The 25,078-nt window shown below is 74.0% G+C and carries 22 protein-coding genes; 9 read left to right on the forward strand and 13 right to left on the reverse strand.

The features are described 5' to 3' along the window. Positions 1-75 precede the first annotated feature (75 nt). The gene (locus H300_RS0100445; protein ID WP_028425816.1) at positions 76-1,041 is read left to right on the forward strand and encodes a chlorophyllase; all 966 of its coding nucleotides are present in this window, start codon (positions 76-78) and stop codon (positions 1,039-1,041) included. 175 nt (positions 1,042-1,216) lie between these two features. Further along, positions 1,217-3,436 carry an NADP-dependent isocitrate dehydrogenase gene (locus H300_RS0100450; protein WP_028425817.1) on the forward strand — a complete coding sequence of 740 codons (2,220 nt, stop codon included), beginning with the start codon at positions 1,217-1,219 and terminating at the stop codon, positions 3,434-3,436. A 248-nt stretch (positions 3,437-3,684) separates the two neighbouring features. Here the strand turns inward: H300_RS0100450 and H300_RS32030 are convergent, their stop codons facing one another. From H300_RS32030 to H300_RS24290, 3 genes are all read right to left on the reverse strand, one after another. After that, on the reverse strand, positions 3,685-3,888 hold the full coding sequence (locus H300_RS32030) for a GNAT family N-acetyltransferase (RefSeq protein ID WP_486583414.1): 204 nt from the start codon (positions 3,886-3,888) through the stop codon (positions 3,685-3,687). A gap of 33 nt (positions 3,889-3,921) precedes the next feature. Next, entirely contained in the window at positions 3,922-4,062 is a 141-nt protein-coding gene (locus H300_RS32035; RefSeq protein ID WP_486583415.1) for a GNAT family N-acetyltransferase, read from the reverse strand. 167 nt (positions 4,063-4,229) lie between these two features. After that, positions 4,230-5,159 carry a sulfotransferase family protein gene (locus tag H300_RS24290; RefSeq protein WP_051269240.1) on the reverse strand — a complete coding sequence of 310 codons (930 nt, stop codon included), beginning with the start codon at positions 5,157-5,159 and terminating at the stop codon, positions 4,230-4,232. A 246-nt stretch (positions 5,160-5,405) separates the two neighbouring features. On the opposite strand from H300_RS24290, the gene H300_RS0100465 reads away from it, so the two are divergent. From H300_RS0100465 to H300_RS24295, 3 genes are all read left to right on the forward strand, one after another. Beyond that, on the forward strand, positions 5,406-6,425 hold the full coding sequence (locus tag H300_RS0100465; protein ID WP_078515604.1) for a sigma-70 family RNA polymerase sigma factor: 1,020 nt from the start codon (positions 5,406-5,408) through the stop codon (positions 6,423-6,425). Positions 6,426-6,625: 200 nt separating this feature from the next. After that, a complete protein-coding gene (locus tag H300_RS0100470) occupies positions 6,626-6,997 on the forward strand; it encodes a hypothetical protein (RefSeq protein ID WP_028425819.1) in 372 nt (123 codons plus the stop codon). A gap of 317 nt (positions 6,998-7,314) precedes the next feature. Further along, positions 7,315-8,058: an alpha/beta fold hydrolase gene (locus H300_RS24295; protein WP_486583416.1), complete on the forward strand. Its 744-nt coding sequence runs from the start codon at positions 7,315-7,317 to the stop codon at positions 8,056-8,058. Between the two features lie 34 nt (positions 8,059-8,092). Here H300_RS24295 and H300_RS24300 read toward each other — a convergent pair whose 3' ends face one another. From H300_RS24300 to H300_RS0100505, 6 genes are all read right to left on the reverse strand, one after another. Further along, a complete protein-coding gene (locus tag H300_RS24300; protein ID WP_078515605.1) occupies positions 8,093-8,848 on the reverse strand; it encodes a CPBP family intramembrane glutamic endopeptidase in 756 nt (251 codons plus the stop codon). 36 nt (positions 8,849-8,884) lie between these two features. After that, the gene (locus H300_RS0100485; RefSeq protein WP_028425820.1) at positions 8,885-9,721 is read right to left on the reverse strand and encodes a polysaccharide deacetylase family protein; all 837 of its coding nucleotides are present in this window, start codon (positions 9,719-9,721) and stop codon (positions 8,885-8,887) included. 143 nt (positions 9,722-9,864) lie between these two features. After that, positions 9,865-10,899, reverse strand: coding sequence for a phosphatidylinositol-specific phospholipase C domain-containing protein (locus tag H300_RS0100490; RefSeq protein WP_037978782.1), 1,035 nt, complete (start codon positions 10,897-10,899; stop codon positions 9,865-9,867). Positions 10,900-11,050: 151 nt separating this feature from the next. After that, positions 11,051-12,622 carry an FAD-dependent oxidoreductase gene (locus H300_RS0100495; protein ID WP_051269247.1) on the reverse strand — a complete coding sequence of 524 codons (1,572 nt, stop codon included), beginning with the start codon at positions 12,620-12,622 and terminating at the stop codon, positions 11,051-11,053. Between the two features lie 216 nt (positions 12,623-12,838). Further along, a complete protein-coding gene (locus tag H300_RS0100500) occupies positions 12,839-13,729 on the reverse strand; it encodes a TIGR01777 family oxidoreductase (protein WP_028425823.1) in 891 nt (296 codons plus the stop codon). Between the two features lie 175 nt (positions 13,730-13,904). Further along, complete coding sequence (locus tag H300_RS0100505; RefSeq protein ID WP_028425824.1) at positions 13,905-14,426, reverse strand: DUF4240 domain-containing protein; 522 nt, start codon at positions 14,424-14,426, stop codon at positions 13,905-13,907. 872 nt (positions 14,427-15,298) lie between these two features. Here H300_RS0100505 and H300_RS0100510 point away from each other — a divergent pair. Continuing rightward, positions 15,299-16,219 (forward strand): SDR family oxidoreductase, encoded by a 921-nt coding sequence (locus H300_RS0100510; protein ID WP_028425825.1) that lies wholly within the window; start codon positions 15,299-15,301, stop codon positions 16,217-16,219. Between the two features lie 115 nt (positions 16,220-16,334). Next, positions 16,335-16,487, forward strand: a complete 153-nt coding sequence (locus H300_RS31335) for a hypothetical protein (RefSeq protein WP_158678300.1) — start codon at positions 16,335-16,337, stop codon at positions 16,485-16,487. A 47-nt stretch (positions 16,488-16,534) separates the two neighbouring features. Here the strand turns inward: H300_RS31335 and H300_RS0100520 are convergent, their stop codons facing one another. Then, on the reverse strand, positions 16,535-17,581 hold the full coding sequence (locus H300_RS0100520; RefSeq protein WP_037978783.1) for a WCX domain-containing protein: 1,047 nt from the start codon (positions 17,579-17,581) through the stop codon (positions 16,535-16,537). A 147-nt stretch (positions 17,582-17,728) separates the two neighbouring features. On the opposite strand from H300_RS0100520, the gene H300_RS0100525 reads away from it, so the two are divergent. Both H300_RS0100525 and H300_RS29645 read left to right on the forward strand, forming a co-directional pair. Continuing rightward, positions 17,729-19,258 (forward strand): sodium-dependent transporter, encoded by a 1,530-nt coding sequence (locus tag H300_RS0100525; protein ID WP_028425827.1) that lies wholly within the window; start codon positions 17,729-17,731, stop codon positions 19,256-19,258. Beyond that, positions 19,258-19,419 (forward strand): methionine/alanine import family NSS transporter small subunit, encoded by a 162-nt coding sequence (locus H300_RS29645; RefSeq protein WP_078515606.1) that lies wholly within the window; start codon positions 19,258-19,260, stop codon positions 19,417-19,419. The genes H300_RS0100525 and H300_RS29645 overlap by 1 nt, the downstream gene beginning before the upstream one ends. Before the next feature lie 77 nt (positions 19,420-19,496). Here the strand turns inward: H300_RS29645 and aceE are convergent, their stop codons facing one another. The 3 genes from aceE to sucB all read right to left on the reverse strand — a co-directional run bounded on the left by aceE (position 19,497) and on the right by sucB (position 25,021). Next, positions 19,497-22,256 carry a pyruvate dehydrogenase (acetyl-transferring), homodimeric type gene (gene aceE / locus H300_RS0100535; protein WP_028425828.1) on the reverse strand — a complete coding sequence of 920 codons (2,760 nt, stop codon included), beginning with the start codon at positions 22,254-22,256 and terminating at the stop codon, positions 19,497-19,499. Positions 22,257-22,452: 196 nt separating this feature from the next. Beyond that, on the reverse strand, positions 22,453-23,076 hold the full coding sequence (locus H300_RS0100540) for a GntR family transcriptional regulator (protein WP_028425829.1): 624 nt from the start codon (positions 23,074-23,076) through the stop codon (positions 22,453-22,455). A 184-nt stretch (positions 23,077-23,260) separates the two neighbouring features. Further along, positions 23,261-25,021, reverse strand: a complete 1,761-nt coding sequence (sucB, locus tag H300_RS0100545) for a 2-oxoglutarate dehydrogenase, E2 component, dihydrolipoamide succinyltransferase (protein WP_028425830.1) — start codon at positions 25,019-25,021, stop codon at positions 23,261-23,263. Positions 25,022-25,078 lie beyond the last annotated feature (57 nt).

Consider the following 25,078-nt stretch of genomic DNA (forward strand, 5'->3'; position numbering starts at 1 on the left):
ATGTTGCGGTCGCGGCGGCCCGCCGTCGACCGTGGCGTCCCTGTCCCCGCGGAGCTCGGGAAGGATGTGCGCTCCATGAGTGAAGTGAAAACCTCGGCCGCCGTCGCAGGCCCGTCCGCCGCTGCGGTCCTCTCGGTCAGCCCGGTGGTGCTGGAGGTGCCCGGCCGTGCCGTGGACCTCCGGATGCGGGTCTCCGCACCCGTGAGCGGGGGCGGGCTGCCGGTGCTCCTCCTCTCGCACGGGCAGGGCCCGTCGAACCACCTCTCCTCGCTGAACGGCTACGCCCCGCTCGCCCACTACTGGGCGGCGCACGGCTTCGTCGTGATCCAGCCCACCCACCTCAGCTCACGGACGCTGAGCCTCGAACCCGGCGCTCCCGAGGCGCCGCTGTACTGGCGCTCGCGGGCCGAGGACATGCGGCGCATCCTGGACCGGCTCGACGAGGTCGAGGCCGCCGTGCCGCAGCTCCGCGGGCGGTTGGACCGCGACCGGGTCGCCGTGGCCGGGCACTCCATGGGCGGGCACACCGCCGCCCTGCTGCTGGGCACCCGGCTCACCGACCCGCACGACGGGAAGGAGGTCGACCTCGCCGATCCCCGCATCACGGCGGGCGTGCTCCTCGCCGCGCCGGGCCGGGGCGGCGACGCGCTCAGCGCGTTCACGGCGGAGAACTACCCGGTCTTCGCGACGACCGACTTCTCCACGATGGCGACGCCCGCCCTCGTGGTCGCCGGCGACCAGGACGCCTCCGCCCACCTCACGGTCCGCGGCCCGAGCTGGCACACGGACCCGTACCACCTCGCGCCGGGTGCGAAGTCGCTGCTCACCCTGTTCGGGGCGGAGCACGGTCTCGGCGGGGTGTCCGGCTACGACGTCGCCGAGACCACCGACGAGGACCCGGCACGGGTCGCCGCGGTCCAGCGGCTCACCGGGGCCTACCTCCGCAGCCGGCTCCACCCCGGGGACCCCGCCTGGCGGCACGCGCAGGACGAGCTGACCACCGGACCGGACGCGATCGGTCGGGTCGAGTCCAAGGAGTAGCCCGGGAGGCGTCGGCGGTGGGCGTCGGGTGCGGACCGGTCACGGGCGGTCCGCGGAGCCGCCCGTCGAGGTCCTACGGTGGGTGCGGTCGTCCGAGGCGGGGGCTGGTGATGGATGGACGGCCCGCAGGAGATATCTTGATGTCAAGACGATGTAGACGTGGAGCGGAGTACCGGTGACTGACTCGACCATCATCTATACGGACACTGACGAGGCCCCGGCCCTGGCGACGTATTCGTTCCTGCCCGTGGTGAAGGCCTACGCCTCGACGGCCGGGGTCAACGTGGAGAGCCGCGACATCTCGCTGGCGGGCCGGATCATCGCCGGCTTCCCCGAGTGGCTGGAGGAGGGGCAGCGCATCGACGACGCCCTCGCCGAGCTCGGGGAGCTGGCGAAGAAGCCCGAGGCGAACATCATCAAGCTGCCGAACATCTCGGCGTCGATCCCGCAGCTCAAGGCCGCCGTCGCCGAGCTGCAGGAGCAGGGCTACGCGCTGCCGGACTACCCGGACGACCCGAAGACCGACGCGGAGCGGGACGTGCGCGCCCGGTACGACAAGGTCAAGGGCAGCGCCGTGAACCCGGTGCTGCGCGAGGGTAACTCCGACCGCCGCGCGCCTGCGTCGGTCAAGAACTACGTCAAGGCCAATCCGCACCGGATGGGCGCCTGGAGTACCGACTCGAAGACGAACGTCGCACACATGGACGGCGACGACTTCCGCTCCAGCGAGAAGTCCGCGGTCGTCGCCGAGGACGGCGCGCTGCGCATCGAGCTCGTCGGTGACGACGGCACCACCACCGTGCTCCGCGAGTCGGTGCCCGTGCTGGCCGGCGAGGTCGTCGACGCCGCCGTGATGCGGGTCGCCGCGCTGCGCGAGTTCCTCACGGCGCAGATCGCCCGCGCCAAGGCCGAGGGCGTGCTCTTCTCGGTCCACCTGAAGGCCACCATGATGAAGGTCTCGGACCCGATCATCTTCGGCCACGTCGTCCGCGCCTTCTTCCCGAAGACCTTCGCCGCGTACGGCAGCACGCTCGCGGCGGCCGGTCTGACGCCGAACGACGGTCTGGGCGGCATCTTCAAGGGCCTGGAGGCGCTGCCGGACGGCGCGGCCGTCAAGGCGTCCTTCGAGGCCGAGCTGGCCGAGGGCCCCGACCTCGCCATGGTCGACTCCCACCAGGGCATCACCAACCTGCACGTCCCGAGCGACGTCATCGTGGACGCGTCCATGCCGGCGATGATCCGCAGCTCCGGCCACATGTGGAACGCCGACGACCAGGAGGCCGACACCCTCGCGGTCATCCCGGACAGCAGCTACGCGGGCATCTACCAGGTCGTGATCGACGACTGCAGGGCGAACGGCGCCTACGACCCCTCCACCATGGGGTCGGTGGCCAACGTCGGTCTGATGGCGCAGAAGGCCGAGGAGTACGGCAGCCACGACAAGACCTTCGAGATCCCGGCCACCGGCACGGTGCGGGTGGTCGGCGCCGACGGCACCGCGGTCCTGGAGCAGGCGGTCAGCACCGGCGACATCTTCCGGATGTGCCAGACCAAGGACGTGCCGATCCGCGACTGGGTCAAGCTCGCCGTCTCCCGGGCCCGTGCGACCGGCCAGCCCGCGGTGTTCTGGCTGGACTCCGGCCGTGCCCACGACGCGAACCTCATCGCCAAGGTGGAGCAGTACCTCCCGGAGCACGACACCGAGGGCCTGCGGATCGAGATCATGGCGCCGGCCGAGGCCATCGCCTTCTCGCTGGAGCGCATCCGGCGCGGCGAGAACACCATCTCGGTGACCGGCAACGTGCTGCGCGACTACCTGACCGACCTGTTCCCGATCCTGGAGCTCGGCACCAGCGCCAAGATGCTCTCGGTGGTGCCGCTGATCAACGGCGGCGGACTGTTCGAGACCGGTGCGGGCGGTTCCGCGCCGAAGCACGTCCAGCAGCTCGTCAAGGACAACTACCTGCGCTGGGACAGCCTGGGCGAGTTCCTCGCGCTGGCGGTCAGCTTCGAGCACCTCGCGCAGAAGACGGGCAACGCGCGCGCCGGGGTCCTGGCCGACACCCTCGACCGGGCGACCGGCACCTTCCTGCACGAGAACAAGTCGCCGAGCCGCAAGCTGGGGAGCATCGACAACCGCGGCAGCCACTTCTACCTGGCGCTCTACTGGGCCCAGGAGCTGGCGAAGCAGACCGAGGACGCCGCGCTCGCCGAGTCCTTCGCGGCGCTCGCCGGCCGCCTCGCCGAGCAGGAGCAGGCCATCGTGGACGAGCTGGTGGCCGTGCAGGGCTCGCCGGCCGACATCGGTGGGTACTACCACCCGTCCGACGCCAAGGCAGCGACCGTGATGCGGCCGTCGAAGACCCTCAACGAGGCCCTGGCCGTTCTGGGCTGAACCGCCCGCCGTACGTGACGGGGCCGCCGCGCCGCTGACCAGCGCCGCGGCGGCCCCGGTCGCCGTTCCCCGGCGGCCGTGCGGCGCCGGTGGCCGGGGGCCTCAGCGCAGTTCGTCCGCCAGCAGGCCCATGGTGAACATGTCGTACCGGCGGCCGTCGCGGCGGAAGGCCTCGCGCGGTCGCCCCTCCTCCACGAAACCGACCTTGCGGTAGACGTGGTGCGCTGCGTGGTTCTCGGTGACGACGGTCAGGCGATCCGGTGCAGCCGCATCGTGTCGAAGCCGTACCGGCAGACCGTGCGCACCGCGTCGGTGGCGTAGCCGCGTCCCCAGTAGTCCTTCTCGCCCAGATAGACGTCCAGCTCGGAGCACCCCGTCTCCGGTTCGGCGCCGTGCAGCCGGACGAGTCCGACCAGCTTCTCGCCGGAGAGTGCCCCGACGCCCAGGAGCACGTCGCTGAACCGGTTCCGCGGCCGCTCCGCCAGTCACTTCCCGACCCGTGCCAGGGGCTGTGCGTAGCCGTCGCTCATCCAGCGCATCACCTCGGGGTCGTGGTTCCACTGCCACAGCGCGGGGGCGTCCGACGGCTCCACCGGACGCAGCCTCATGAGTTCTCCGCGCACCATGCTCCGGCCTCCTGCGGGGTTCGTGCTCGGCTCCGCGACACCGGCCAGTGGTAGCACGGGCCGCACACCGGGCTCCACCGGAAAACCCCGGGCCGGCCGGAAACCCGCGGGGCCCGCCCGGACCGGCTCCCCGGTCCGGGCCGTCCCCCGCCGCCCCGTTCCGGGGCCTACTCCTCCGCGGCCGCGGCCGCGGTGCGGGTGCCGCCGGGGCCGGCGCCTACGTATCCCCAGGCCTCGGCGATCCCGCGCAGCCGCTCCGGGGTGTCCTCGGGCCCGGGGAGCTCGCGACCGGGCTGGACGCGGCCGGAGCGGATCTTGTCCTTCCAGTCGCCGAGGCCGATCGGGAGGTCCTCGTCCCCGCGGGCCCCGTACTCCGTCATTCCGGGCTCCCACTCGATCTCCAGGAACCCGCAGAGCGCCTTCAGCGCCGTCTCGGGGTCGTCGGTCAGCTCCTCGTACCGGACGGTGTGGCCCGGGAGCTGTGTGCGCGCCTTCTCGACCGACCGCATGTACTTGAGCGCGTCCAGCGCGGCCTCGTTCGGTGTACGGGCCTCGGGGGCGGCGTCGTGCCACGACCTGGCGATGGAGGCCGGGTGCCGGAGCAGGAAGACGAAACGGGCGTCCGGCCAGCAGGCGGCGATCCGCCGGGCGACGAAGGCGTTGCCCGGTGTCTTCTCCACGAGCACCGACTTGCCCGACCGCACCAGCTCCCGGTGCAGCAGCCGGTCCCAGAGCAGGTGCTCCAGATCGCCGCGCTCCAGGCCGAGTGCCGCGATACCGCGCTCGGCGAGCCGGCTGGAGGTGTGGACCTCGAGGTGCCGCACGTGCAGCTCGTGCGGCGCGTGGAGCTGCGAGTGGGCGTCCAGGAGCAGGCGCAGCAGAGTGGAGCCGGAACGCACCGGGGAGATGATGAACACCGGCCGCCGCAGGAGCCGGTCCGTCCCGGGGTCCTCCGGCGGCCGGAACCCCACCGGCTTCGAGGTGCCTCCCGGGGTGCCGCCGGTCTTCGCCGCGGGGGCCGGGTCCCGGCGGGCCCGGCGGATCTCGTAGCCGAAGGTGCGGCCGACTTTCCTGTTCACGGTGCGAAGGAGGTCCATGCCGCTCGACGCTAGGACGGCTGTGAAGGGGGTGACAACGGGCGTTGCCGAGAGTTCGCCCCGCGTACGTCCGGCCGCCACCGGGGCCGGGAAACCGTCACCCGTCCGGCCTCGTCGCGGTGCCGGACGGCTTCCGCCCGGGCGGTGCCGACCCGTACCGGGTGCCCCATGTGTCACGTTACGTCCTCATGGCGTGAAGAGTCCGTGATGCTCGGGCAGACTCGACTGTCAGGCCCCTCTGTGAGGATGGCCGCATCCGCGACGACGCGGGGTGAGGAGAGGGCCGCCATGGCACAGAACCGGACCGCCGAGGAGTTCCCCCGGCTGGCAGACCCGTTCCGGCGCGAGCTGCTCGCCCACTGCTATCGCATGCTGGGTTCCCCGCACGACGCCGAGGACCTGGTCCAGGAGACCTATCTGCGTGCCTGGCGCTCCTACGAGGCGTTCGAGGGCCGCTCCTCCATGCGCACCTGGCTGCACCGGATCGCCACCAACACCTGCCTGGACGCCCTGAAGAGCCGCGCCAGGCGCCCGCTGCCCACCGGGCTCGGCGCTCCCGGTTCCGATCCGGCGGACGACCTGGTCGAGCGGGCGGAGGTGCCGTGGCTGGAGCCCATACCGGACGCCATGGTCGGAGCGGACGGCGCCGATCCGGCGGCGATCGTCACCTCCCGGGAGAGCATCCGGCTGGCCTTCGTCGCGGCGCTCCAGCACCTCCCGCCACGGCAGCGGGCGGTGCTGCTCCTGCGCGACGTCCTCCGGTGGCGCGCGGTCGAGGTCGCGGAGCTGATGGGGACCACCACCGCCGCGGTGAACAGCGCCCACCAGCGGGCCAGGGCGCAGCTCAAGCAGGTGGATCCGAGCGAGGACTCCGTGACGGAGCCGGACGGCCCGCAGCGCGAGCTGCTCGACCGCTACGTCTCGGCCTTCGAGCGCAAGGACATGACCGCCCTCGTCGAGCTGTTCACCGAGGAGGCCGTGTGGGAGATGCCGCCGTTCACGGGCTGGTACCAGGGGCCGAAGGACATCGGCCTGCTCATCGAGCACCGCTGCCCCGCCGGTCCCGGCGACATGCGGATGGTGCCGGCGCGGCTGAACGGCCAGCCCGCCTTCGGGATGTACATGCGCACCGAGGACGGCTCCCACGCGCCGTGGAACCTCCAGGTGCTCTCGCTCTCGGGCGACCGGGTCGCCCACGTCACGGCTTTCTTCGACCACGGACTGTTCAGCCGCTTCGGCCTCCCGGAGCGGCTGCCCGCCGAGTGAGCCCGGGCCTCGGCGGCGCGGGAGGCCGCCCGTCCGGGCCGGGCACGTCCGGACCGCATCCACCGTCCGCGTGACGGAGAAGAAGAACGGGCGGCGTCGTGACAGCCGTGCCGGTGTCCGGGTACCCGTGACCGGTCGAGTGCCGGCGGCCGGTCGCACCGCATCCGGTGCGACCGGGCCGGCGGAGGAGGAGAACAGTCGTGGACGAGAGGTTCCTGCGCACCATCGGAGCGGCCACCGCCGCGTACGGCCTGGCGATCACGGCCAGGCCGGAATGGCTGGCGCGTCCCGCCGGGCTGACCGACGAGGAGGGCCGGGTGGCTGCCGACACGGCGGCCGTGCTGCGCCCGCTGGCGTGGCGGGACATCGCCTCCGGGGTGGCGATGGCGGCGGCTCCGGCCGGCCCGGCACTGCGGACCGCCGCCGCGGTGCGCATCGCCGCCGACGCCGGTGACGCCCTGCTGCTGGGGGCGGCGCTCCGGGGGGACGAGCGCCGGAAGGCGGTGGGGGTCGCGGTGGGGTGGGGAGCCCTCGCGGCCGCCGCCCTCTGGCGCAGCAGCCGCCGCCGCTGACGGCCCGCGCCGGCACCCGGCAGCCCGCGGCGAAGCCCGACCGCGGCGCGGCAGCCGTGGTCTCGGCAGCGGGGTGTGAGCCGCCGGAACCGATGTGCTCATCCGACCAATCCGCCGAGCCCCCGGCACCGAATACGGGGCGACGGGGGAGTGGCCCGGGACAGCCGATCACCTCGGCGGTTCCGGGCCACCAGGGCAGCAGGACGCCGGGACACCGGTCCCGTCACCGTCCCGTCGGCCCGACGCCCGGAGTAGCCGGACCATGAGGAACACGCGGGCGCGGGACGGCATCCCGGCCCCGCGGGCGGAGGAGGAACGTGAGAGCCGCAGAGGACATGGCGTCCGGGGAGCACCGGTACGTCGACTTCCACACGCGGCCCGCCCGGCCGCGGGCCGCGGTGCTGCTCCTGCACGGCGGCCGGGCGGACGCCCTGGCGCCCCCCACCCGGTGGAACCTGCCGGGTCTGCGGATGCGCCCCTTCGCCCGCGCTCTCGCCCGGGCGACCGCCGAGGAGCAGGTCGCGGTGGCGCACGCGCGCTACCGGTACCGCGGCTGGAACGGTGTACGGGCCGACGCGGCCGCCGACGCCGGGGCAGCCCTGGCCGCGCTCGTCGAGGAGGTCGGGAAGGTGCCGGTGGTGCTCGTCGGGCACTCCATGGGCGGGCGCGCCGCGCTGCGGATCGGCGGCGCGGCGGGCGTCCGCGGAGTGGTCGCGCTCGCGCCGTGGTGCCCGCCGGGCGAACCCGTCGCCCAGCTCGCCGGGCAGCGCGTGGCGCTGCTGCACGGCGACCGGGACCGGATGACGGACCCCCGCGGCACCTGGTCGTTCGCCGCCCGGGCCCGGGCGGCCGGGGCGCGGACGTGCGCCGTCGTGGTGTCCGGCAGCGACCACCCGATGATCCGCCGGGCGGAGACCTGGCACCGCAGCACCGTACGTCTGGTGCGCGGGATGCTGTGGGAGGAGGAGATGCCCGCGCCCGTGGCCGCGGCGCTCGACGGCCCGCCGGACGGCCACGGCGGGCGGCGGCCGATCCCGCTCGCCGAGGCGCTGCCCGGCTGAGCGCAGCCGGGCCCGCGACCGTACCGCCCCGTGCTCAGGGCTGCGCGGCGGACCGGCGGACGAGGGCGGAGTTCCGGTGGCGGGCGGCCGCGGCGGCCAGGTACCCCAGCGAGTTGAAGGCGGTGTGCAGCAGCGCGGGAGCCAGCAGACTCCCGCTGCGCCGCCGCAGCACGGCGAAGACGGCGCCGCCCGCGGTGGTGGCCGCCACCGAGCCCAGCGCGGTGGCGGTGCCCCCCGTGCCCCGTCCCGCGGCGGTCGCCGCGGCCAGCGTGGGGTTGGCCGCGGCCAGGTCGCCGGAGGGCAGGATGTGCCACAGCCCGAAGAGGCCCGTGGCGATCGCGTCGGCCCCGAGCGGGCTGCACCGCTCCCGCAGCAGCGCCGGCAGCACTCCGCGGAACGCCGTCTCTTCCAGCAGCACCGTGCCCAGCGGTACCTCCACCAACGTCTGCCGCAGCACGCCGCCGAGGGTGTCCGCGGCGCGTCCGTCGGCGAACAGCGGCCGGGTGCGGGGCAGCGCCGCGCCGAGCGCGTACAGCACCGCGACACCACCGGCGGCCCGTGCGCCGTCCCGCAGGCCGCGGCCCGCGCCGTCCCGGGACATGCCCAGCGCCGCCCAGGAACCGGACGCCCGCCGGCCGATCCCGAGGACGAGCGCGGTCGCGGTGAGGGAGGCGGGCAGTGCCGCGCGGGGCGCGACCCGGTGCTTGAGCAGGTGCACCGCCAGCAGGACGGCGGCGGTGGCGGCGGTCGGGCCGGGGGCGGCCTCCCGGCGGCGGGCTCGGGCAGACATGGGGCCGAGGGTAGGCGCCGCGCGGTACGGAGCTGGTCAGCCGGGCGGGGCGAGTGGGACCACGGTGTACCCCCGGTCGAGCAGGCGGGGGAGGTACCGGGCCAGGGCGTCGACCGTCTGACCGCGGTCCCCGCCGCCGTCGTGGGCCAGGACGACCGTGCCCGGCCGGACGCCGTCCAGCACCCGGGAGCGGATGGTGCGGGAGCCCGGTTCCTTCCAGTCCAGCGTGTCGAGCGACCACCCCATCGGCTCCATGCCCAGTTCCGCGCAGACCCGGAGGGAGGGCCCGTGCCAGGCGCCGTACGGCGCCCGGGCGTAGCGGGGCGGCGCGCCGAGGGACCGGTCGATCAGCTCGCTGGTCCGGCCGAGTTCCCCGCGTACCCGGCGGACCGGGACAAGGTCGAGTTGCGGGTGGCTCCAGGAGTGGTTGGCGACGAGGTGGCCGTCCTCGGCGATCGCCTTGACGAGGTCCGGGTTCCACTCCGCGTTCTCGCCGATCACGAAGAAGGTGGCGCGGACGCCGTGCCGTCGCAGGATGCGCAGCACCGCGGGGGTGTGGACGGGGTGGGGGCCGTCGTCGAAGGTCAGCGCGACCGCCCTACCCACGTCGCCGAGGGTGAGGTGCGGACCTCCCCGCAGTCGCGCGGGGCCGTGCGGTCGGGCGGCTGCGGGGAGGGGGCCGGTTCCGGAGAGGGGCCGGAACCGGTAGGAGTCGCCTGCCGGCCGGGAACCGGCCGCGCGGGCGGGGGCCGATCCGGAGCCGGGAGTGTGGGCGGGGGTGGCGACGACGGTGCGGTAGGCGCCGAACAGCCCCAGGCAGGCGGCACCGCGCAGCACCAGTCGGCGCGTGGCGCCATGATTGTCATACTGCATGGCCCACTGGTCTCACGCGGCGCGGCCTCCGCCGTCCACCGACACGTCCTGCTCCGCCCCGTGCGGCGGAGAGCACCCGTCCGCCCCTTCCGGCGTGCCGGGAGGCGGGAGGGCCCCTAGGGTGCCCGGGCGGGCGGGGCGGGTCAGCCGCGCGGGAGCACGCGGGAGAGCACCCCCGGCAGGCCCACCCAGTCGGAGCTCACGACGTTCGACCCGGCGGCCGCCAGCTCCGCGACCCGCGCGGCCGCCTCGCTCTCGGCCGGGGCGCGGGAGTCGATCGCCGGCGGCACGCGGTGCGCGGACGTCGTCACCAGCAGGTAGTTCCGCTCCGCGTACCAGCCGGTGTCGATGCCGCCCGAGACGTAGGCGGTGGCGTCGCCGTCGAACACCACGAACCACGGCCGCAGCGAGGTGTCGGCGTACCGGGATCGCGGGTCGCCGGCCTCGGCGCGGTGGACGGCGGGGAAGGCGGTGGCCCGGTCCAGCGTGCCCGCGGCGGCCGATTCCCTGAGGTGGGCGGCGTACTCCCGGTCTGTCCAGAGGGTGTCGAACGGGTTGCCCTCCTCGACGGTGCCGGGTATCAGGTGGATCAGGAATTTTCCGGCCAGCTCGTCCCTGGTGGGCCAGCCGTCCGCCCGCACCGCCGTGTCGAGGTCGGCGTGGCCCTCGGCCAGGTCCCCGGGCCGGTGGACCGCGTCGCCCAGCTCCGCGTCCACGAGCGCGTCGAAGTCGGCCGGTCCGCGCCCGGCCGGGCCGTAGAAGCCGTCCTTCATCTCGATCTTGAGCAGGATCGGGCGGTGCCCCGGGTTGGCGTCGTGCCAGGCCCGCAGGTCGGCGAGGCAGCCGTCGAGGCGCTGGTTGCGGGGTTTCGTGCGGAGCTCCGCAGCGGACGCGGCGTTCTCGCAGTTGTTGTCGTTGCCCAGCGGGTTGTCGTGCGCCACCCGCCAGCCGGCGCCGAAGCTGTTCGTCCACACGTCGAACTCGAGCATCCCGGCGCCCGAGTCCAGAGCGTCCGCGAGGTAGGGGAAGCTCGCCTTCTCGTACGCGTTGTGCACGCCCACGGCGGTGGTCGCGGAGTAGGGGAGGTCGCCGGTGCCGGCCGCCTGCGCCGGCGCCGAGGTCAGCACAGTCAGTGAGAGGAACACCGCCGCAGCGGCCAGGGGGGTGGACTTGGGCACGGATCTGCCGCCTTCATTGTCATGTCTCAGGACAAGTCGATTCGACGACAGCGTAGGCGGGGCGGCGGGCGCGACGGCAGCGGGCGGGCGAACACCGGGCGAACCCGTGGGGGTCCGCGCCGGGTTCACCCGCCCGCGAGGTGAGCGCCCGTCAGGCGGCCTCGGCCAAGGCGGAATCGGCCGCCATGGGGATGCCGAAGTCGCGGCAGATCGCCTCGCACGCCCGCCGCGCCGAGTGCAGTGCTCCCTGGAGCGAGCTGGTGTCCCGGTGGTCGCCGCAGACGTAGAGCCCGCAGAGCACCCGGACCGGCCGCTGCGCGTCGTGCGGCGCCGGCATGGCGGGCACCGCGAACGTGTCCCGGTGGGCCGCCAGCAGCTCCCACCCGCCCGCGGCGGCACCGTGCAGCTCCGCCAACTGCGGTCGTGCCGCACGGTCCAGCTCGGCGACCGGGCCGAGCGCCGCCGGGCCCAGGACGACGGAGGTGACGAGGGTGCGGCCCGCATCCGCACGGGCGGGGTCCACCGCGGAGGCGACCATGGTGTGCGCGACCGGGCCGCGCCGGTCCGCGTCCAGCAGCAGCGCCGTCTCGGCCGGCGGTGGTGCCGAGTCGGCGGCGTGGTGGAGCACGGCCACCGGGTGGAACGGCGGGACGTGCAGGCCGGGGAGCAGCTGTGCGGCGCTCTGCGCGCCCGTCGCGATCAGTACGGCCCGGCAGCCGAGCATCCCCTCGGTGTCGGTCTCCACCGCGTTGGTGGACACCGCCACGGCCCGCACGCCGGTGCGGACCGTGCCCGGCGGCAGCCCCGAGGCCAGCAGCTCCGGCACGGCCGAGGCACCGCCCGCCGGGAGGCAGAGTCCGCGCCGGGCGAAGCCGCGCAGCGCCAGGTCCACCATCCGGCTGGACCCGGCGAGGTCGGGGTCCCCGGTCAGCGCGCCGACCAGCGGGCGCAGCAGTCCGTCCAGGGTGCGGCCCGGAATGCCCCGTGCGGCCAGTGCCCGGTGGGCCGGCAGCTCGGTGCGCGACCGTAGTCGGGAGACCTCGGTGGCCGCCAGTCTGGACAGCTGGCCCCGCAGCCGGGCCGCGTCGACAGCGCTGGCGAGGGCGCGTGCAGTCTGCCGCGCGCCCCCTGTGCTTCCCCCTGCGCTCCCCGCACCCCCCGGGGTTCCCCTGCCGCCCCCTGCCGGCGGGCCGTCGCCCCCACCGGCGGTCTGCGCGTCCCCGGCCCGGGGGGCCCCGGCGGCGCGGCGCGCCGCGGCGTGCGTCCGGCCGCTCCGGCTGCCGACCCCTCCCGAGGAGCTCCCACGCACCCCGCTCAGTCCGCTGCTCAGTCCGCTGCTCAGTCCGCTGCTCAGCCCGCCGCCGAGCCCGCCGCCGAGACCGGTGCGCGGTCGCAGCGAGCGGGTGCCGCCCACCCTCACCGAGCGGTCCTCCCAGCGGATCACCGCGCCGGGGGCGAACGGCCGCAGCGCCAGCGGCTGCAGACCGGGGCAGTGGGCCTGCCCCGGCCAGTCCGGGCAGAGCAACTGCCCGCCCTGGTCGAGCCGGTAGCCGTCGAGCTGCCGCGTCGACATCCGGCCGCCGACGGTGTCGGCCGCCTCCAGCACCGTGACCGCCACTCCGGCGGCGTGCAGATGGCGGGCCGCCGCCAGACCGGCGGCCCCTGCGCCGACCACGATCACGTCCGCGCTGTCAGTGCGTCGTACGGGTGCAGTGCCGAGCACGTGCCCTCCCCGAGTTCAATGCCGGTGTTCCGGGCTGATGCCCCCGACCGGACCACCCCAAGCCCGCGTCCGGCCCGACCCTACGAAGCCGTGTGCCCCGGCGAAGTCGCGCACCGGCAGGGCACGGTGGCACACCCGTCGCACGCCTGCCCGGTCGCACCCCGCGACCCGTCGTCGCGCGGCCTCCCGGCCCGCCCGGGGGCGGCCCCGGGGCGGTCAGCGCAGCGCCGCCCGGATGGCATCGTCGATCCCCGGGTGCGCGAAGGAGAAGCCGGACTCCAGCAGCCGGGCGGGCACCACCCGCTGGCTGCCGAGCACGTCCTCGGCGAAGCCGCCGAGCGCCGCCCGCAGCACCACCGCGGGCACCGCGGCGACCGTGGGGCGGTGCAGGACCCGGCCCATCGCGGCCGTCACCTCCCGGTTGGTCACCGGTTCCGGCGCGGTCAGGTTCACCGGGCCGGCGAGCGCCGGCGTGTCGATGAGGTGCCGCAGCGCGGCGAGGTGGTCCGCCAGGGCGACGAAGCTCCAGTACTGGCTGCTGTCGCCCAGCCTGCCGCCGAGCCCTGCCCTGAAGAGCGGGAAGAGCCTGCCCCATGCCCCACCCTCCCGGGACACCACCAGCCCGGTGCGCGCGTGCACCGTCCGTACGCCCGCCGCCGCGGCCGGAGCGGCGGCGGCCTCCCACTCCTGGCACACCTCCGGCAGGAACCCGGTGCCGGGCGGCTCGGTCTCGTCCACCGCCCGGTCGCCGGTGTCCCCGTAGAACCCGATCGCGCTGCCGCAGACGAAGACGCCCGGCGGGTCGTCGAGCCGTGCGAGGGCTTCCGCCACGGTTGCCGTCCCCCGCACCCGACTGTCCCTGATCTCCCGCTTGTAGGACTCGGTCCAGCGCCGGTCGGCGACCCCGGCCCCGGCGAGATGGACCACCGCCTCGCAGCCCTCCAGCCCGGCGGCGTCGAGCGTGCCGCGCCCGGGATCCCAGCGGACCTCGTCCGGCTCCGCGGCCGGTCTGCGGACCAGGCGCACCACGGTGTGGCCCTCCTCGCGCAGCACGCGCAGGAGAGCCGAACCGATGAGACCGGAGGAACCGGTGAGGGCGATACGCATGCCCCCATCCTGCGGGACCGCGCCCCCGGGGGCGAGACGGAGCGCCCTCTACCAGGCGGCCGCGGGGCGTACAGGGCTGCGCACGGTCCGCCGCCGCGGGGCGCCCAGCAGCCCGGGAGGCCGCACGTGCGGTACCCGTGAGCCACCGACCGCACCGCCGGAACGGGCGCGGGAGTCAGCCCCGGAAGCGCTTCCACAACGCGGGCAGCAGCTCGGCCACCGCCCGGCCGTCCTCCGGGTCCAGCGGCGTGCCGAGCGGCTCCTCCGGCCCCGCGACCCCTCCCAGCTCCGGCAACTCGCTCCCGGTCAGCTGCTCGTGGGCCTCGTCGGCCGCGTAGCCGATCTCCTCGCCGTCGCCGTCGTACTCCTCGTCGAAGTCCGGCAGCAGCTCGGCGAGCACGTCCGGGCCCTGGTGCATCGCCCCTTCGAACACCTCGCGGCCCTGGGCGACGAGCCAGCAGCGGAAGGCGTCGAACGCGTCCTCGCCGGGGTCGTCCAGCAGGATCCGGGAGGCGGCCCACACGTCCCACCGGTACGCGCGCCGGAAACGCGCCTCGAAATGCCGGGCGAAGTCGGTGACGGACTCCGGATCGAGCCCCGCCAACCGCTCGACCAGCGCCTCCGCCTGGTCCCAGGAATCCCCGTCGGCGTCCGTGCGGGTGCTGTCGACCAGCTCCCAGAACTCGTCCTCGTGCATCGTCACGGGACCAGCATGGGTGCTCGTGCCCCGAGGCGCATGCCCAGGGGACCAGTCGCGGCCGTGTCGTTACCCGGGAGCGTTCCCCGTCCGTCGCGCGCCGGTGCCGCCGGTACGCAGGTCCGGTCGTGTGACCGTCCCACGAACGGTTCGTTGGAACGGGGACAAGGAGAAAGCCAGATGCCGCTCCGAGCGGCCACGTCCCAATGATCCGCCCTCCCGGGAAGCGCCCCGCGTACAGGGAGACCGGCCGAAAGCAGCACGCACCGGGCCGCAGAACACCCGGGGCCTCGGGGGTCGTCGACGAGGCGGAGGCGCCCCTCGTTCGGTACTACCAGGTGGCCCGCCCGGTCGCTGCCGGGGCCGCGGGGAAGCGGCACCGACCCCGGCTACGAACGGGTCCGGCTGCGGGTGCTGCGCTGCGCACGGGCCCTGCGCACCTGGACGAGCAGCGCCTGTGCACTGGACACGCTGCGCGGACGCGGCGCCCGGGCCGTCAACTGGGAGTCCCGGGCGGTGCGGGGCGAGGCCGAGGGTCCGTCCTGGCCCTGCCGACCGGTGCGGCCGCCGCTCCGGCAACGCCTCACCGGCCGCCTGCACACGGGCGCCGAGCCCGCCGTCCCGGAGGGATCCGCGGGCCCCGGAGTGGGTCCGACCCGGGGCGAATCCGTCGGCCCAGGGTGCGTGGCTCCGCGGCCCCCGACCGCGGTCCGCCGAAAAACACGACGGAGGTTGTCGGGTATCGCTGCCAGCGTGGTCACCGGCTCCCGGACGGCGCCGCGGACCGTCCGAGCGGACCTGCGGTTCGGCGCCCGGGGGCCGATAGTGGCAACAGCGCCGGACACCGACGGCAGCGAGCGCGAGGAGCAGGCATGACGACGGGACGGGCACTGACGGGCAAGGTGGCGCTGGTAGCGGGCGCCACCCGCGGCGCGGGACGTGCCATGGCGGTGGAGCTGGGCAGGGCCGGCGCGACGGTCTACGCCACCGGCCGCACCACCCGCGAGCGGACGAGCGAGGTCGGCCGGACGACCGAGACCATCGAGGAGACGGGGGAACTGATCGACGCGGCCGGCGGCACCGGGATCGCGGCCGCCGTCGACCACCTCGACCCGGAGCAGGTCGGGGAACTGGCCGAGCGGATCGACCGGGAGCAGGGCCGGCTCGACATCCTGGTCAACGACATCTGGGGCGGCGACCACCTGCTCACCTTCGACAAGAAGCTCTGGGAGACGGATCTGGGGGACGGGCTGCGGATGCTCCGACTCGGCGTCGACACGCACGTGATCACCAGCCACCGGATGCTGCCGCTGCTGATCCGCCGCCCCGGAGCCCTGGTGATCGAGGTGACCGACGGCACGGCCGAGTCCAACGCCGAGTACCGGGACCACTTCTGCTACGACCTGGCCAAGTACGCACCGATCCGGATGGCCAAGGCGCTGGCGGCCGAACTCGCGCCGTACGGCGGTCACGCGGTGTGCGTCAGCCCCGGGTGGCTGCGCTCCGAGCACATGCTCGACGTCTTCGGGGTACGCGAGGACAACTGGCGGGACGGCACCGCCAAGGACCCGCACTTCGCCATCTCCGAGTCGCCGCTGCTGGTGGCCCGTTCGGTCGCCGCGCTCGCCTGCGACCCGGAGGTCGGCCGCTGGAACGGCCGCTCGCTCTCCAGCGGCGCACTCTCCCGGGAGTACGGGTTCACCGACGCGGACGGCTCGCGGCCGGACGCGTGGCGGTACATCGCCGAGGTGGTGGTCGGCGGGAAGCAGGCCGACGCTGCCGAGTACCGCTGACGTACCGGGGCGGTCCGTGGCCGGGTCGCGGACCGCCCCGGTACCGGGGACGGCCCGGCCCCGGTACCGGTTGCCGTACCGTGACGCCGGGAGTGACCGGCCTCACAGGCCGACGGTGCCTGTACTGGCCCGTGAGCGGATGCCGGTCGCCGCTCCCTGCCCCCTGCCCGCACTCGTGACCGGAGTCCTGCTCCTCACCGCTGCGATGCGTACCGTGTCGGCGGTCTCCGCGGGGACCGCCGACCGCCGACCGCCGACCGCCGAGTGAGGAGTACCCGGCCACGCGCCGTCCGGCGGCGCGGCTCCGGCGGGCCGTCAGCCGCCCTCGTAGCGGGCGGCGGTCAGCCGTGCCGCTCGCGCCAGCCGGTTCCGCAGCTCGGGCGGTGCCAGCACCTCCGCGTCCGCCCCGAGGCCCAGCACCTGGCTGTACGCGACGTCCAGGGACTCGACCGGCAGGACCACCGTGACCCGGCCCTCGGCGTCCCCGTGCGGTTCCGCCGCCGCGACCGCCCGCGCCACCACCGCGCGGTCGCCGTGCACGGCCGGGAGCCGGCGCACACCGGCCGGGGTCAGCCGGACGACGGCCTCCGTACGCAGGACGGAACGGGCGAACGCCGCCGCGCGCTCCGACCAGAAGGCGGCGAGGTCGAAGTCCGGTTCCCGCACGAAGCGGCCGGGGAGCGGCTCGACGGCGGTGAACCGGTCCACCCGGTACACCCGGTGGGCAGCGGGCGCCCGCCGTGCCTTCGCCGGCTCCCGGGTGCTCCCCGGCAGCGGGACCCCCTCCGGCCGTTCCGGACGTGCCGCCGCCGCGAGATACCACACGCCCGCCTTGAGTACGAGCCCGTACGGTTCCAGCCACCGCTCGACCACGCCCTCCGGACGGCGGTAACACGCCGTCACTGGCCGGTCGTCCCGGACCGCCTCAGCGAGCGCCGCGAGCAGTGGCGGTGCCGCGGCGCCCCGCCACCAGCCCGGGGCGTCCAGGTGGAAGCGCCGGGCGACCTGCTCCGAGGCGTCCCGCAGCTCCGGGCTGAGGGCCGCGGAGACCTTGAGCCGGGCTGCCGTTCCCGCCTCGGCCAGGCCCGTCTCCCGCAGTGCGGCCGGGACCCCGGACAGGAACAGCGCCTCCGCCTCGTCCCGGGTGAGCCCGGTCAGCCCCGTGCGGTAGCCGCCGACCAGCCGATATCCGCCTGTCCTGCCCCGTTCGGCGTAGACCGGCACCCCGGCTTCGGACAGGGCCGAGACGTCGCGGGCGACCGTCCGTTCGGAGACGTCCAGCTCCGCGGCCAGTTCGGCGGCCGTCATCCCCCGCCGGTGCTGGAGCAGGAGCACCATCCGTATCAGCCGAGAAGCGCGCATGCCGTCATCCTCCCCCGCTCCGGATCGGACACACCGGCGGCACCCGGCGACCCGGCCGGAGACCCGGCGGGCGGGAGCCTTCGAGATGTCGCTCCCGTGGTGCACTGTTAACGTTCAGTCACCTGCACAGTGAGCAAGGATTTGACTATGGCCCATCAACCCCGCGAGCAGTGGGGCACCCGCGCGGGTTTCCTGCTGGCCGCCATCGGTTCGGCCGTCGGGCTCGGGAACATCTGGCGTTTCCCGGCCGAGGCCTACAACAACGGTGGCGGAGCGTTCCTGCTGCCGTACCTCGTCGCCCTGCTCACCGCCGGGCTCCCGCTGCTGATCCTCGAATACACCATCGGCCGCAAGTACCGGCGGTCCCCGCCCTCCGCCTTCCGCAGGCTCGCCAAACCGGCGCAGTTCATCGGCTGGTGGCAGGTCGTCATCTGCTTCGTCATCGCCAGCTACTACGCGGTGATCATCGCCTGGTCGGTGCGGTACGTGGGCTTCTCCGCCGACCAGAGCTGGGGCGACGAGCCGGACGCCTTCCTCACCGGCGATTTCCTGCAGACCGCGGACGCGCCGGGCGGCATCTCGCACTACGTCGCAGGGGTGTTCTGGCCCCTGCTCGCGGTGTGGGTGGTGGTGCTCCTGGTGCTGGCGATGGGCGTCAGGCGCGGCATCGAGAAGGCCAACAAGGTCTTCATCCCGCTGCTGGTCGCCTTCTTCCTGGTGCTGGTGGTCAGGGCGCTCACCCTGGAGGGTGCGGCCGAGGGCCTGGACGCCTTCTTCGCACCCGACTGGGGCGCGCTCACCGACGGCAGCGTGTGGGTCGCCGCCTACGGGCAGATCTTCTTCTCGCTGTCCATCGGCTTCGGCATCATGATCACCTACGCCTCCTACCTGCGCCGCCGCTCGGACCTCAGCGGTTCCGCGCTGGTGGCCGGTTTCGCGAACAGCTCGTTCGAGATCCTGGCGGGCATCGGAGTCTTCGCGACCCTCGGTTTCCTGGCCGCGCAGAGCGGCGTGGAGGTCGGCGAGGTCGTGGAGAGCGGCGTCGGACTGGCCTTCATCGCCTTCCCGGCGATCATCTCCAACATGCCGCTCGGCTGGCTGTTCGGAATTCTGTTCTTCGGCTCGCTGGTCATCGCCGGCCTGACCTCGCTGATCAGCATCGTGCAGGTCATCGTCTCGGCCGTGCAGGACCGCACCGGGCTGGGCCGGGTGCCCGCCGTGCTCGGAGTCGGCGGCGCGGTGGCGGCGGTCTCGCTGCTGCTGTTCCCGACGGACGACGGCCTCTACCTGCTGGACGCCTCGGACCACTTCATCAACCAGTACGGCATCGTCCTCGCCGCCCTGGTCGCGGTGATCGTGGTGGCCTGGGTGCTGCGCGCCCTGCCGTTCCTCCAGCAGGACGCCGACGCCACCTCCGCGGTGCAGCTCGGCCGCTGGTGGCGGTTCTGCCTCGGGGTCATCACCCCGATCATGCTGAGCTGGATGCTGGTGGACGCGCTGCGCCAGGAGCTCTCCGAGAACTACGGAGGGATGTCCACCTCGTTCCTGCTGTGGTCCGGGTGGGGCGTGGCCGCCGGCGCGGTGGTGATCGCCGGAGTGATCTCGCTGTTCCGCTGGCCCGACGACACCGGGAGCGGAACGCTCGACAGCGACCCGCTCGACGGGAGGAAGCACTGATGTCCACCGGCGCCATCCTCATGATGCTCGTCACCATCGCCGTGGTCTGGGGCGGCCTGGCCGCGGCCCTGCTCAAGCTCCGAGGCCACCCGGACGAGCCCGACCCCGAGCCGGGCGAGCCCGGGCCCGCCGGGCCCGGGACCACGGACCGTACGGGATGACCGCCGCCCCCGGTGGGGACCGGCCCCGCTGACGGGGCCGCACCTCCGCCGGGGGCGGGGCCGGGTGGGAGCGGGGCTCAGAGCAGACCGTAGGCCTCGGCGGCCTCGCGCACGGTCTCCTGCTTGACCTCGCCGCGCCGGGCCAGCCGGACCAGCGCGGCCACCACCACGGACTCCGCGTCCACGCCGAAGTGGCGGCGGGCGCCCTCCCGGGTGTCGGACAGGCCGAAACCGTCCGTGCCCAGCGAGGAGTAGTCCTGCGGCACCCACTGACTGATCTGGTCCGGCACCTGGCGCATCCAGTCGCTGACCGCCAGGACCGGCCCCGGGGCGTCGGCCAGCGCGCGGGTGACGTACGGGGTGCGCTCCTCGCCGTGCAGGGCGGCGGCGTCGCACTCCAGCGCGTCCCGGCGCAGCTCGCCCCAGGAGGTGGCGGACCACACGTCGGCGGCCACGCCCCACTCCTCGGCCAGCAGGCGCTGGGCCCGGAGCGTCCAGTGGACGGCGGTGCCGGAGGCCAGCAGTTGCACCCGCGGCGCGCCCTGTGCGAGGACCGCGCGGTTCTCGCGTCCCCCCTGCTCGGACTGCCCGGTCCCGGTCTCCGGGGCCGCGGCCTCCTCGGCGGTGCGGAACCGGTAGAGCCCCTTGACGATGCCCTCCGCGACGCCTTCCGGCATGGCGGGCTGCGGCATCGGCTCGTTGTAGACCGTCAGGTAGTAGAAGACGTTCTGGTCCTGGCCGCGGTCCGGGCCGTACATCCGGTGCAGGCCCTCGCGGACGATGACGCCGATCTCGTAGGCGAACGCCGGGTCGTAGGACAGCGCGGCCGGGTTGGTGGCGGCGATCAGCGGCGAATGGCCGTCGGCGTGCTGGAGCCCCTCACCGGTGAGCGTGGTGCGTCCCGCGGTGGCGCCGACGACGAAGCCCCGGCCCAACTGGTCGCCGAGCGCCCAGAACTGGTCGGCGGTCCGCTGCCAGCCGAACATCGAGTAGAAGATGTAGAACGGGATCATCGGCTCGCCGTGCGTGGCGTACGAGGTGGCGGCAGCGGTCAGGTCGGCGACCGAACCCGCCTCCGTGATGCCCTCGTTGAGGATCTGCCCGTCTTTGGCTTCCTTGTAGTACAGCAGCTGGTCGCGATCGACCGGGTCGTACGTCTGGCCCCGCGGCGAGTAGATGCCGGCCGACGGGAACAGCGCCTCCATGCCGAAGGTGCGCGCCTCGTCGGGCACGATCGGCACCCAGCGCCGACCCGTCTCCTTGTCCTTCATCAGGTCCTTGACCAGCCGGACGAGCGCCATGGTGGTGGCGACCTCCTGGCTGCCTGAGCCCTTGACCGTCGATTGGAAGGCCTTCTCAGCCGGGTCGGGCAGTGCGACCGGGTGGACCCTGCGCGCGGGGGCGGGCCCGCCCAGCGCGGCCCGGCGCTCCTGGAGGTAGCGCACCTCGGGGGAGTCGGGGCCCGGGTGCAGGTACGGCACCAGGTCCTCGTCCAGCCGGGAGTCGGGGACGGGCAGTTCCAGCAGGTCCCGCATCGTGCGGAACTCCTTACCGGAGAGCTTCTTCATCTGGTGGTTGGCGTTGCGCGACTCGAAGCCCGCGCCCAGCGTCCAGCCCTTCACGGTCTGGGCCAGGATCACCGTCGGGGCGCCCCGGTGCTCGACGGCCGCGCGGTAGGCGGCGTACACCTTCCGCGGTTCGTGGCCGGCGCGCGAGGTGTGGAAGCACTCGGCGATCTTCGCGTCGGGGAGCAGCTTCGCCATCTCCACCAGCGCCGGGTCGGCCCCGAAGAAGTGCTCGCGGATGTAAGCGGCGTCCCGGGTGGCGTAGGTCTGGAACTGGGCGTCCGGGACCTCGCGCAGCCGCCGGAGCAGGGCGCCCTGCGTGTCGAGCCGGATCAGCTCGTCCCAGGCGGTGCCCCACAGCGACTTCACGACGTTCCAGCCGGCGGCGCGGAACTGCGCCTCCAGTTCCTGCACGATCCGGAAGTTGGCGCGCACCGGGCCGTCGAGCCGCTGGAGGTTGCAGTTGACCACGAAGGTGAGGTTGTCGAGCTGCTCCCTGGCGGCGAGCGCGAGGGCGGCGGTGGACTCCGGCTCGTCCATTTCGCCGTCCCCGAGGAACGCCCAGACGTGGGAGTCCGCGGTGTCCTTGATGCCGCGGTGCGTCAGGTAGCGGTTGAAGCGCGCCTGGTGGATCGCTGACAGCGGGCCGAGACCCATCGAGACGGTCGGGAACTCCCACAGCCAGGGCAGCCTGCGCGGGTGCGGATAGGAGGGGAGCCCGCTCCCGCCGGCCTCCCGGCGGAAGTTGTCCAGCTGCTCCTCGCCGATCCGGCCGTCGAGGAAGGCGCGGGCGTAGATGCCGGGGGAGGCGTGGCCCTGGATGTAGAGCTGGTCGCCGGAGGCCGGTCCGCCGTTCGGGCCGGACTCCTTGCCGCGGAAGAAGTGCTGGAAACCGGTTTCGTAGAGCCAGGCCGCCGAGGCGAAGGTGGCGATGTGGCCTCCGACGCCGTACCGGCTGCCGCGGGTCACCATGGCGGCGGCGTTCCACCGGTTCCAGGCGGTGATGCGGGACTCCATCGCCTCGTCACCGGGGAACTCGGGTTCCGCCGCGGTGGGGACGGTGTTGATGTACTCGGTCTCCAGCAGCCCGGGCGTCCCCAGGCCGCTGTTCCGCGCGTGTTCGACCGTCCGCCGCACCAGGTAGGAGGCGCGCTGCGGCCCCGCCGCCGTGGCGACGGCGTCCAGCGACTCGCGCCACTCGGCGGTCTCCTGGGGGTCGCGGTCCGGAAGCTGGTCCAGCTCGCTCGGCCGGTCGGATACGGGGTCGGTCATGGTGGCCGCCTTCCGGGAGGGGACGGTACGGGGGGCGTACAGCAGGCAGGCAGGACAGGGGGTGGTCCCGTGGATCGACTGTAAGCGTCGATCGATGATCGATCAAAGGGTGGGACAGTAAAAAGCTTCCGTTCCGTAAAATGGGCATTCCGTGCCACGAAAGCGGGCACCGAGTGCCGCGTCGCCCTCTCCCTGGTCAGGGGCGGGGAGCGCAGCCCAGCACGTGTTCCTTGACCAGCGCAGCCACTCGGGGATCACGGCGGCGGAACGCCTGGGCCACCGTCTCGTGCTCCTCCGCGTACGACTGCTGCACCGTCCCCAGCCAGCGGATGGACAGCGCCGTCCAGATCTCGATGCCCAGCGACTCCCAGGTGTGCAGCAGCACGCTGTTGCCCGCCGCCCGCACCAGTTCGCGGTGGAAGGCGACGGTGTGCCGCACCTGGGCCTCCGCGTCGCCGGCCTCGTCGGCCCGGTACAGCGCCGCGACGTGCGGTTCCAGCGGTCCCACGTCCTCGGCCAGCCGAGGAGCCGCCAGCTCGGCGGCGATCTGCTCCAGCCCCGCCCGCACCGGGTAGATCTCCTCCAGATCGGCGGCGGACAGCCGCCGCACGCGCACGCCCTTGTTCGGCGCCGACTCGATCAGGCGCAGCGCCTCCAGTTCACGCAGCGCCTCCCGCACCGGAGTCTGGCTGACCTTCAGCTCCACCGCGATGCGGCGCTCCACGATCCGCTCGCCCGGCTTCCACCGCCCGCTCACGATCCCGTCCACGAGATGCTCGCGGATCTGCTCGCGCAGCGAGTGGACGACGGGCGGGGCCATGGGTGCTCTCCTCGTGGTCTGAGGGAAACGACGATACGGCGCCCGCGGGCGGTGGTGGGGCGGTACGGGCGGGAAACCCCGCCCACCGCCCCGGCCCGCGCGCCGGAACTCCTCCGGGCGGGACGACGACGCCCCCGCCCGGAGGAGTTCCGGGCGGGGGCGTCGGGGAGCGGGGTTCAGCGGGTCACAGACCCAGCTCGCCCTCGAACTCGCCGGCTTCCAGGCGGGCCTTCACGGCCCCCAGGTAGCGGGCCGCGTCCGCGCCGTCGACCAGCTGGTGGTCGTACGACAGTGTCAGGTGGACCATGTCGCGGATGGCGATGGTCTCGCCCAGCTCCGGGTGGTTGATGACCACCGGACGGCGCACGGTCGAGCCGATGCCCAGCTCGGCCACCTGCGGGTAGTTCACGATGATGGTGTCGAAGAGAGCACCGCGCGAACCGGTGTTGCTGATGGTGAAGGTCCCGCCGGACATGTCGTCCGGGCTCAGCTTGCCGGTGCGGACCCGCCCGGCCAGCTCGGCGGTCTTCTTGGCGATGCCGGCGATGTTGAGGTCGCCGGCCCCCTTGATGACCGGGACCATCAGGCCCTTCTCCGAGTCCACCGCGATGCCCACGTTCTCGACGTCGTGGTAGGTGATGGTGCCGTCGTCGTTGATCTTGGCGTTGACGACCGGGTGGGCCTTCAGCGCCTCGGCGGCGGCCTTCACGAAGAACGGCATCGGCGAGAGCTTCACGCCCTCGCGGGCCTGGAAGGACTCCTTGGCCCGGCCCCGCAGCCGCATCACGCGCGTGACGTCGACTTCGACGACGGTGGAGAGCTGCGCCTGGTTTTTCAGCGCCTTCATCATGTTCTCGCCGATGACCTTGCGGATCCGCGACATCTTGACCGTCTGGCCGCGCAGCGGGGACGCCTCGGGGACCGCCGCCTTCGGAGCGGAGGGCGCCTCCGCCGGTGCCTGGGTCTTCGCCGCCTCGGCGGCGGCGAGCACGTCCTGCTTGCGGATACGGCCGCCCACGCCGCTGCCCTGCACCGAGGAGAGGTCCACGCCGTTCTCGGTGGCCAGCTTGCGCACCAGCGGGGTGACGTAGGCGCCGTCGCCACCGGGCGTCGGCGCGGACGGGGCGGCGGATACCGGCGCCTGCGGTGCGGTCGGGGCCTGCTGCCGGGGCTCCTGCGCCGCGGGCTGCGCCGCGGGCTGCGCCGCGGGCTGCGCCGCGGGCGCCGGGGCCGGCTCGGGGGCTGGTGCGGGCTCCGGCGCGGACTGCTGTGGTGCCGGTTCCGGCTGCGGCTCCGGCGCCGCCTGCCGCGCGGCCGGGGCGGACCCGGCGGCACCGATGACGGCCAGCTTGGCGCCCACCTCGGCACTCTCGTCCTCGCCGACCACGATCTCCAGCAGGGTCCCGGCGGTCGGCGCCGGGATCTCGGTGTCGACCTTGTCGGTGGACACCTCCAGCAGCGGCTCGTCGGCCTCGACCTCGTCGCCGACTTCCTTGAGCCAGCGGGTGACAGTGCCCTCGGTGACCGACTCGCCCAGTGCGGGCAGTACGACGTCGGTGCCCTCGGCGGAACCGCCACCCTGACCGCCGCTCTCGGCGGCCGGCGCGGGCTCGGGCTGGGCGGCGGGCTCCGGCTGCGCGGGCTGCTGCGGCTCGGGCTGCTGCGGCTCGGGCTCCGCGGCCGGAGCGGCCGCCTCGCCGCCGCCGGAGCCGTCGTCGATCAGCGCCAGTTCGGCACCGACCTCGACCGTCTCGTCCTCGGCGACCTTGATGGATGCCAGCACGCCCGCGGCCGGAGCCGGGATCTCGGTGTCGACCTTGTCGGTCGAGACCTCGAGCAACGGCTCGTCGGCCTCGACACGTTCACCCTCGGCCTTGAGCCAGCGGGTGACGGTGCCCTCGGTGACGCTCTCGCCGAGCGCCGGAAGGGTTACGGAAACCGCCATGGTTTCTGTTGCTCCTTAACAAAAGTGCGAAAGGTTCGGTCGTGCCGCCGTGCCGGC

Source organism: Streptomyces sp. TAA040, assembly GCF_000424845.1.

Bases quoted from the DNA above. Each gene is read 5' to 3' on its own strand.
- H300_RS32035 (WP_486583415.1), bottom strand. From the start codon at position 4,062: ATGGTGCGCGGAGAACTCATGAGGCTGCGTCCGGTGGAGCCGTCGGAC.
- H300_RS0100520 (WP_037978783.1), bottom strand. From the start codon at position 17,581: ATGCGCGCTTCTCGGCTGATACGGATGGTGCTCCTGCTCCAGCACCGG.
- H300_RS0100465 (WP_078515604.1), top strand. From the start codon at position 5,406: ATGGCCGCATCCGCGACGACGCGGGGTGAGGAGAGGGCCGCCATGGCA.
- H300_RS0100525 (WP_028425827.1), top strand. From the start codon at position 17,729: ATGGCCCATCAACCCCGCGAGCAGTGGGGCACCCGCGCGGGTTTCCTG.
- H300_RS0100445 (WP_028425816.1), top strand. From the start codon at position 76: ATGAGTGAAGTGAAAACCTCGGCCGCCGTCGCAGGCCCGTCCGCCGCT.
- sucB (WP_028425830.1), bottom strand. From the start codon at position 25,021: ATGGCGGTTTCCGTAACCCTTCCGGCGCTCGGCGAGAGCGTCACCGAG.
- H300_RS29645 (WP_078515606.1), top strand. From the start codon at position 19,258: ATGTCCACCGGCGCCATCCTCATGATGCTCGTCACCATCGCCGTGGTC.
- H300_RS24300 (WP_078515605.1), bottom strand. From the start codon at position 8,848: ATGTCTGCCCGAGCCCGCCGCCGGGAGGCCGCCCCCGGCCCGACCGCC.
- H300_RS0100505 (WP_028425824.1), bottom strand. From the start codon at position 14,426: ATGCACGAGGACGAGTTCTGGGAGCTGGTCGACAGCACCCGCACGGAC.
- H300_RS0100500 (WP_028425823.1), bottom strand. From the start codon at position 13,729: ATGCGTATCGCCCTCACCGGTTCCTCCGGTCTCATCGGTTCGGCTCTC.
- H300_RS0100510 (WP_028425825.1), top strand. From the start codon at position 15,299: ATGACGACGGGACGGGCACTGACGGGCAAGGTGGCGCTGGTAGCGGGC.
- H300_RS0100485 (WP_028425820.1), bottom strand. From the start codon at position 9,721: ATGCAGTATGACAATCATGGCGCCACGCGCCGACTGGTGCTGCGCGGT.
- aceE (WP_028425828.1), bottom strand. From the start codon at position 22,256: ATGACCGACCCCGTATCCGACCGGCCGAGCGAGCTGGACCAGCTTCCG.
- H300_RS24290 (WP_051269240.1), bottom strand. From the start codon at position 5,159: ATGGACCTCCTTCGCACCGTGAACAGGAAAGTCGGCCGCACCTTCGGC.
- H300_RS0100540 (WP_028425829.1), bottom strand. From the start codon at position 23,076: ATGGCCCCGCCCGTCGTCCACTCGCTGCGCGAGCAGATCCGCGAGCAT.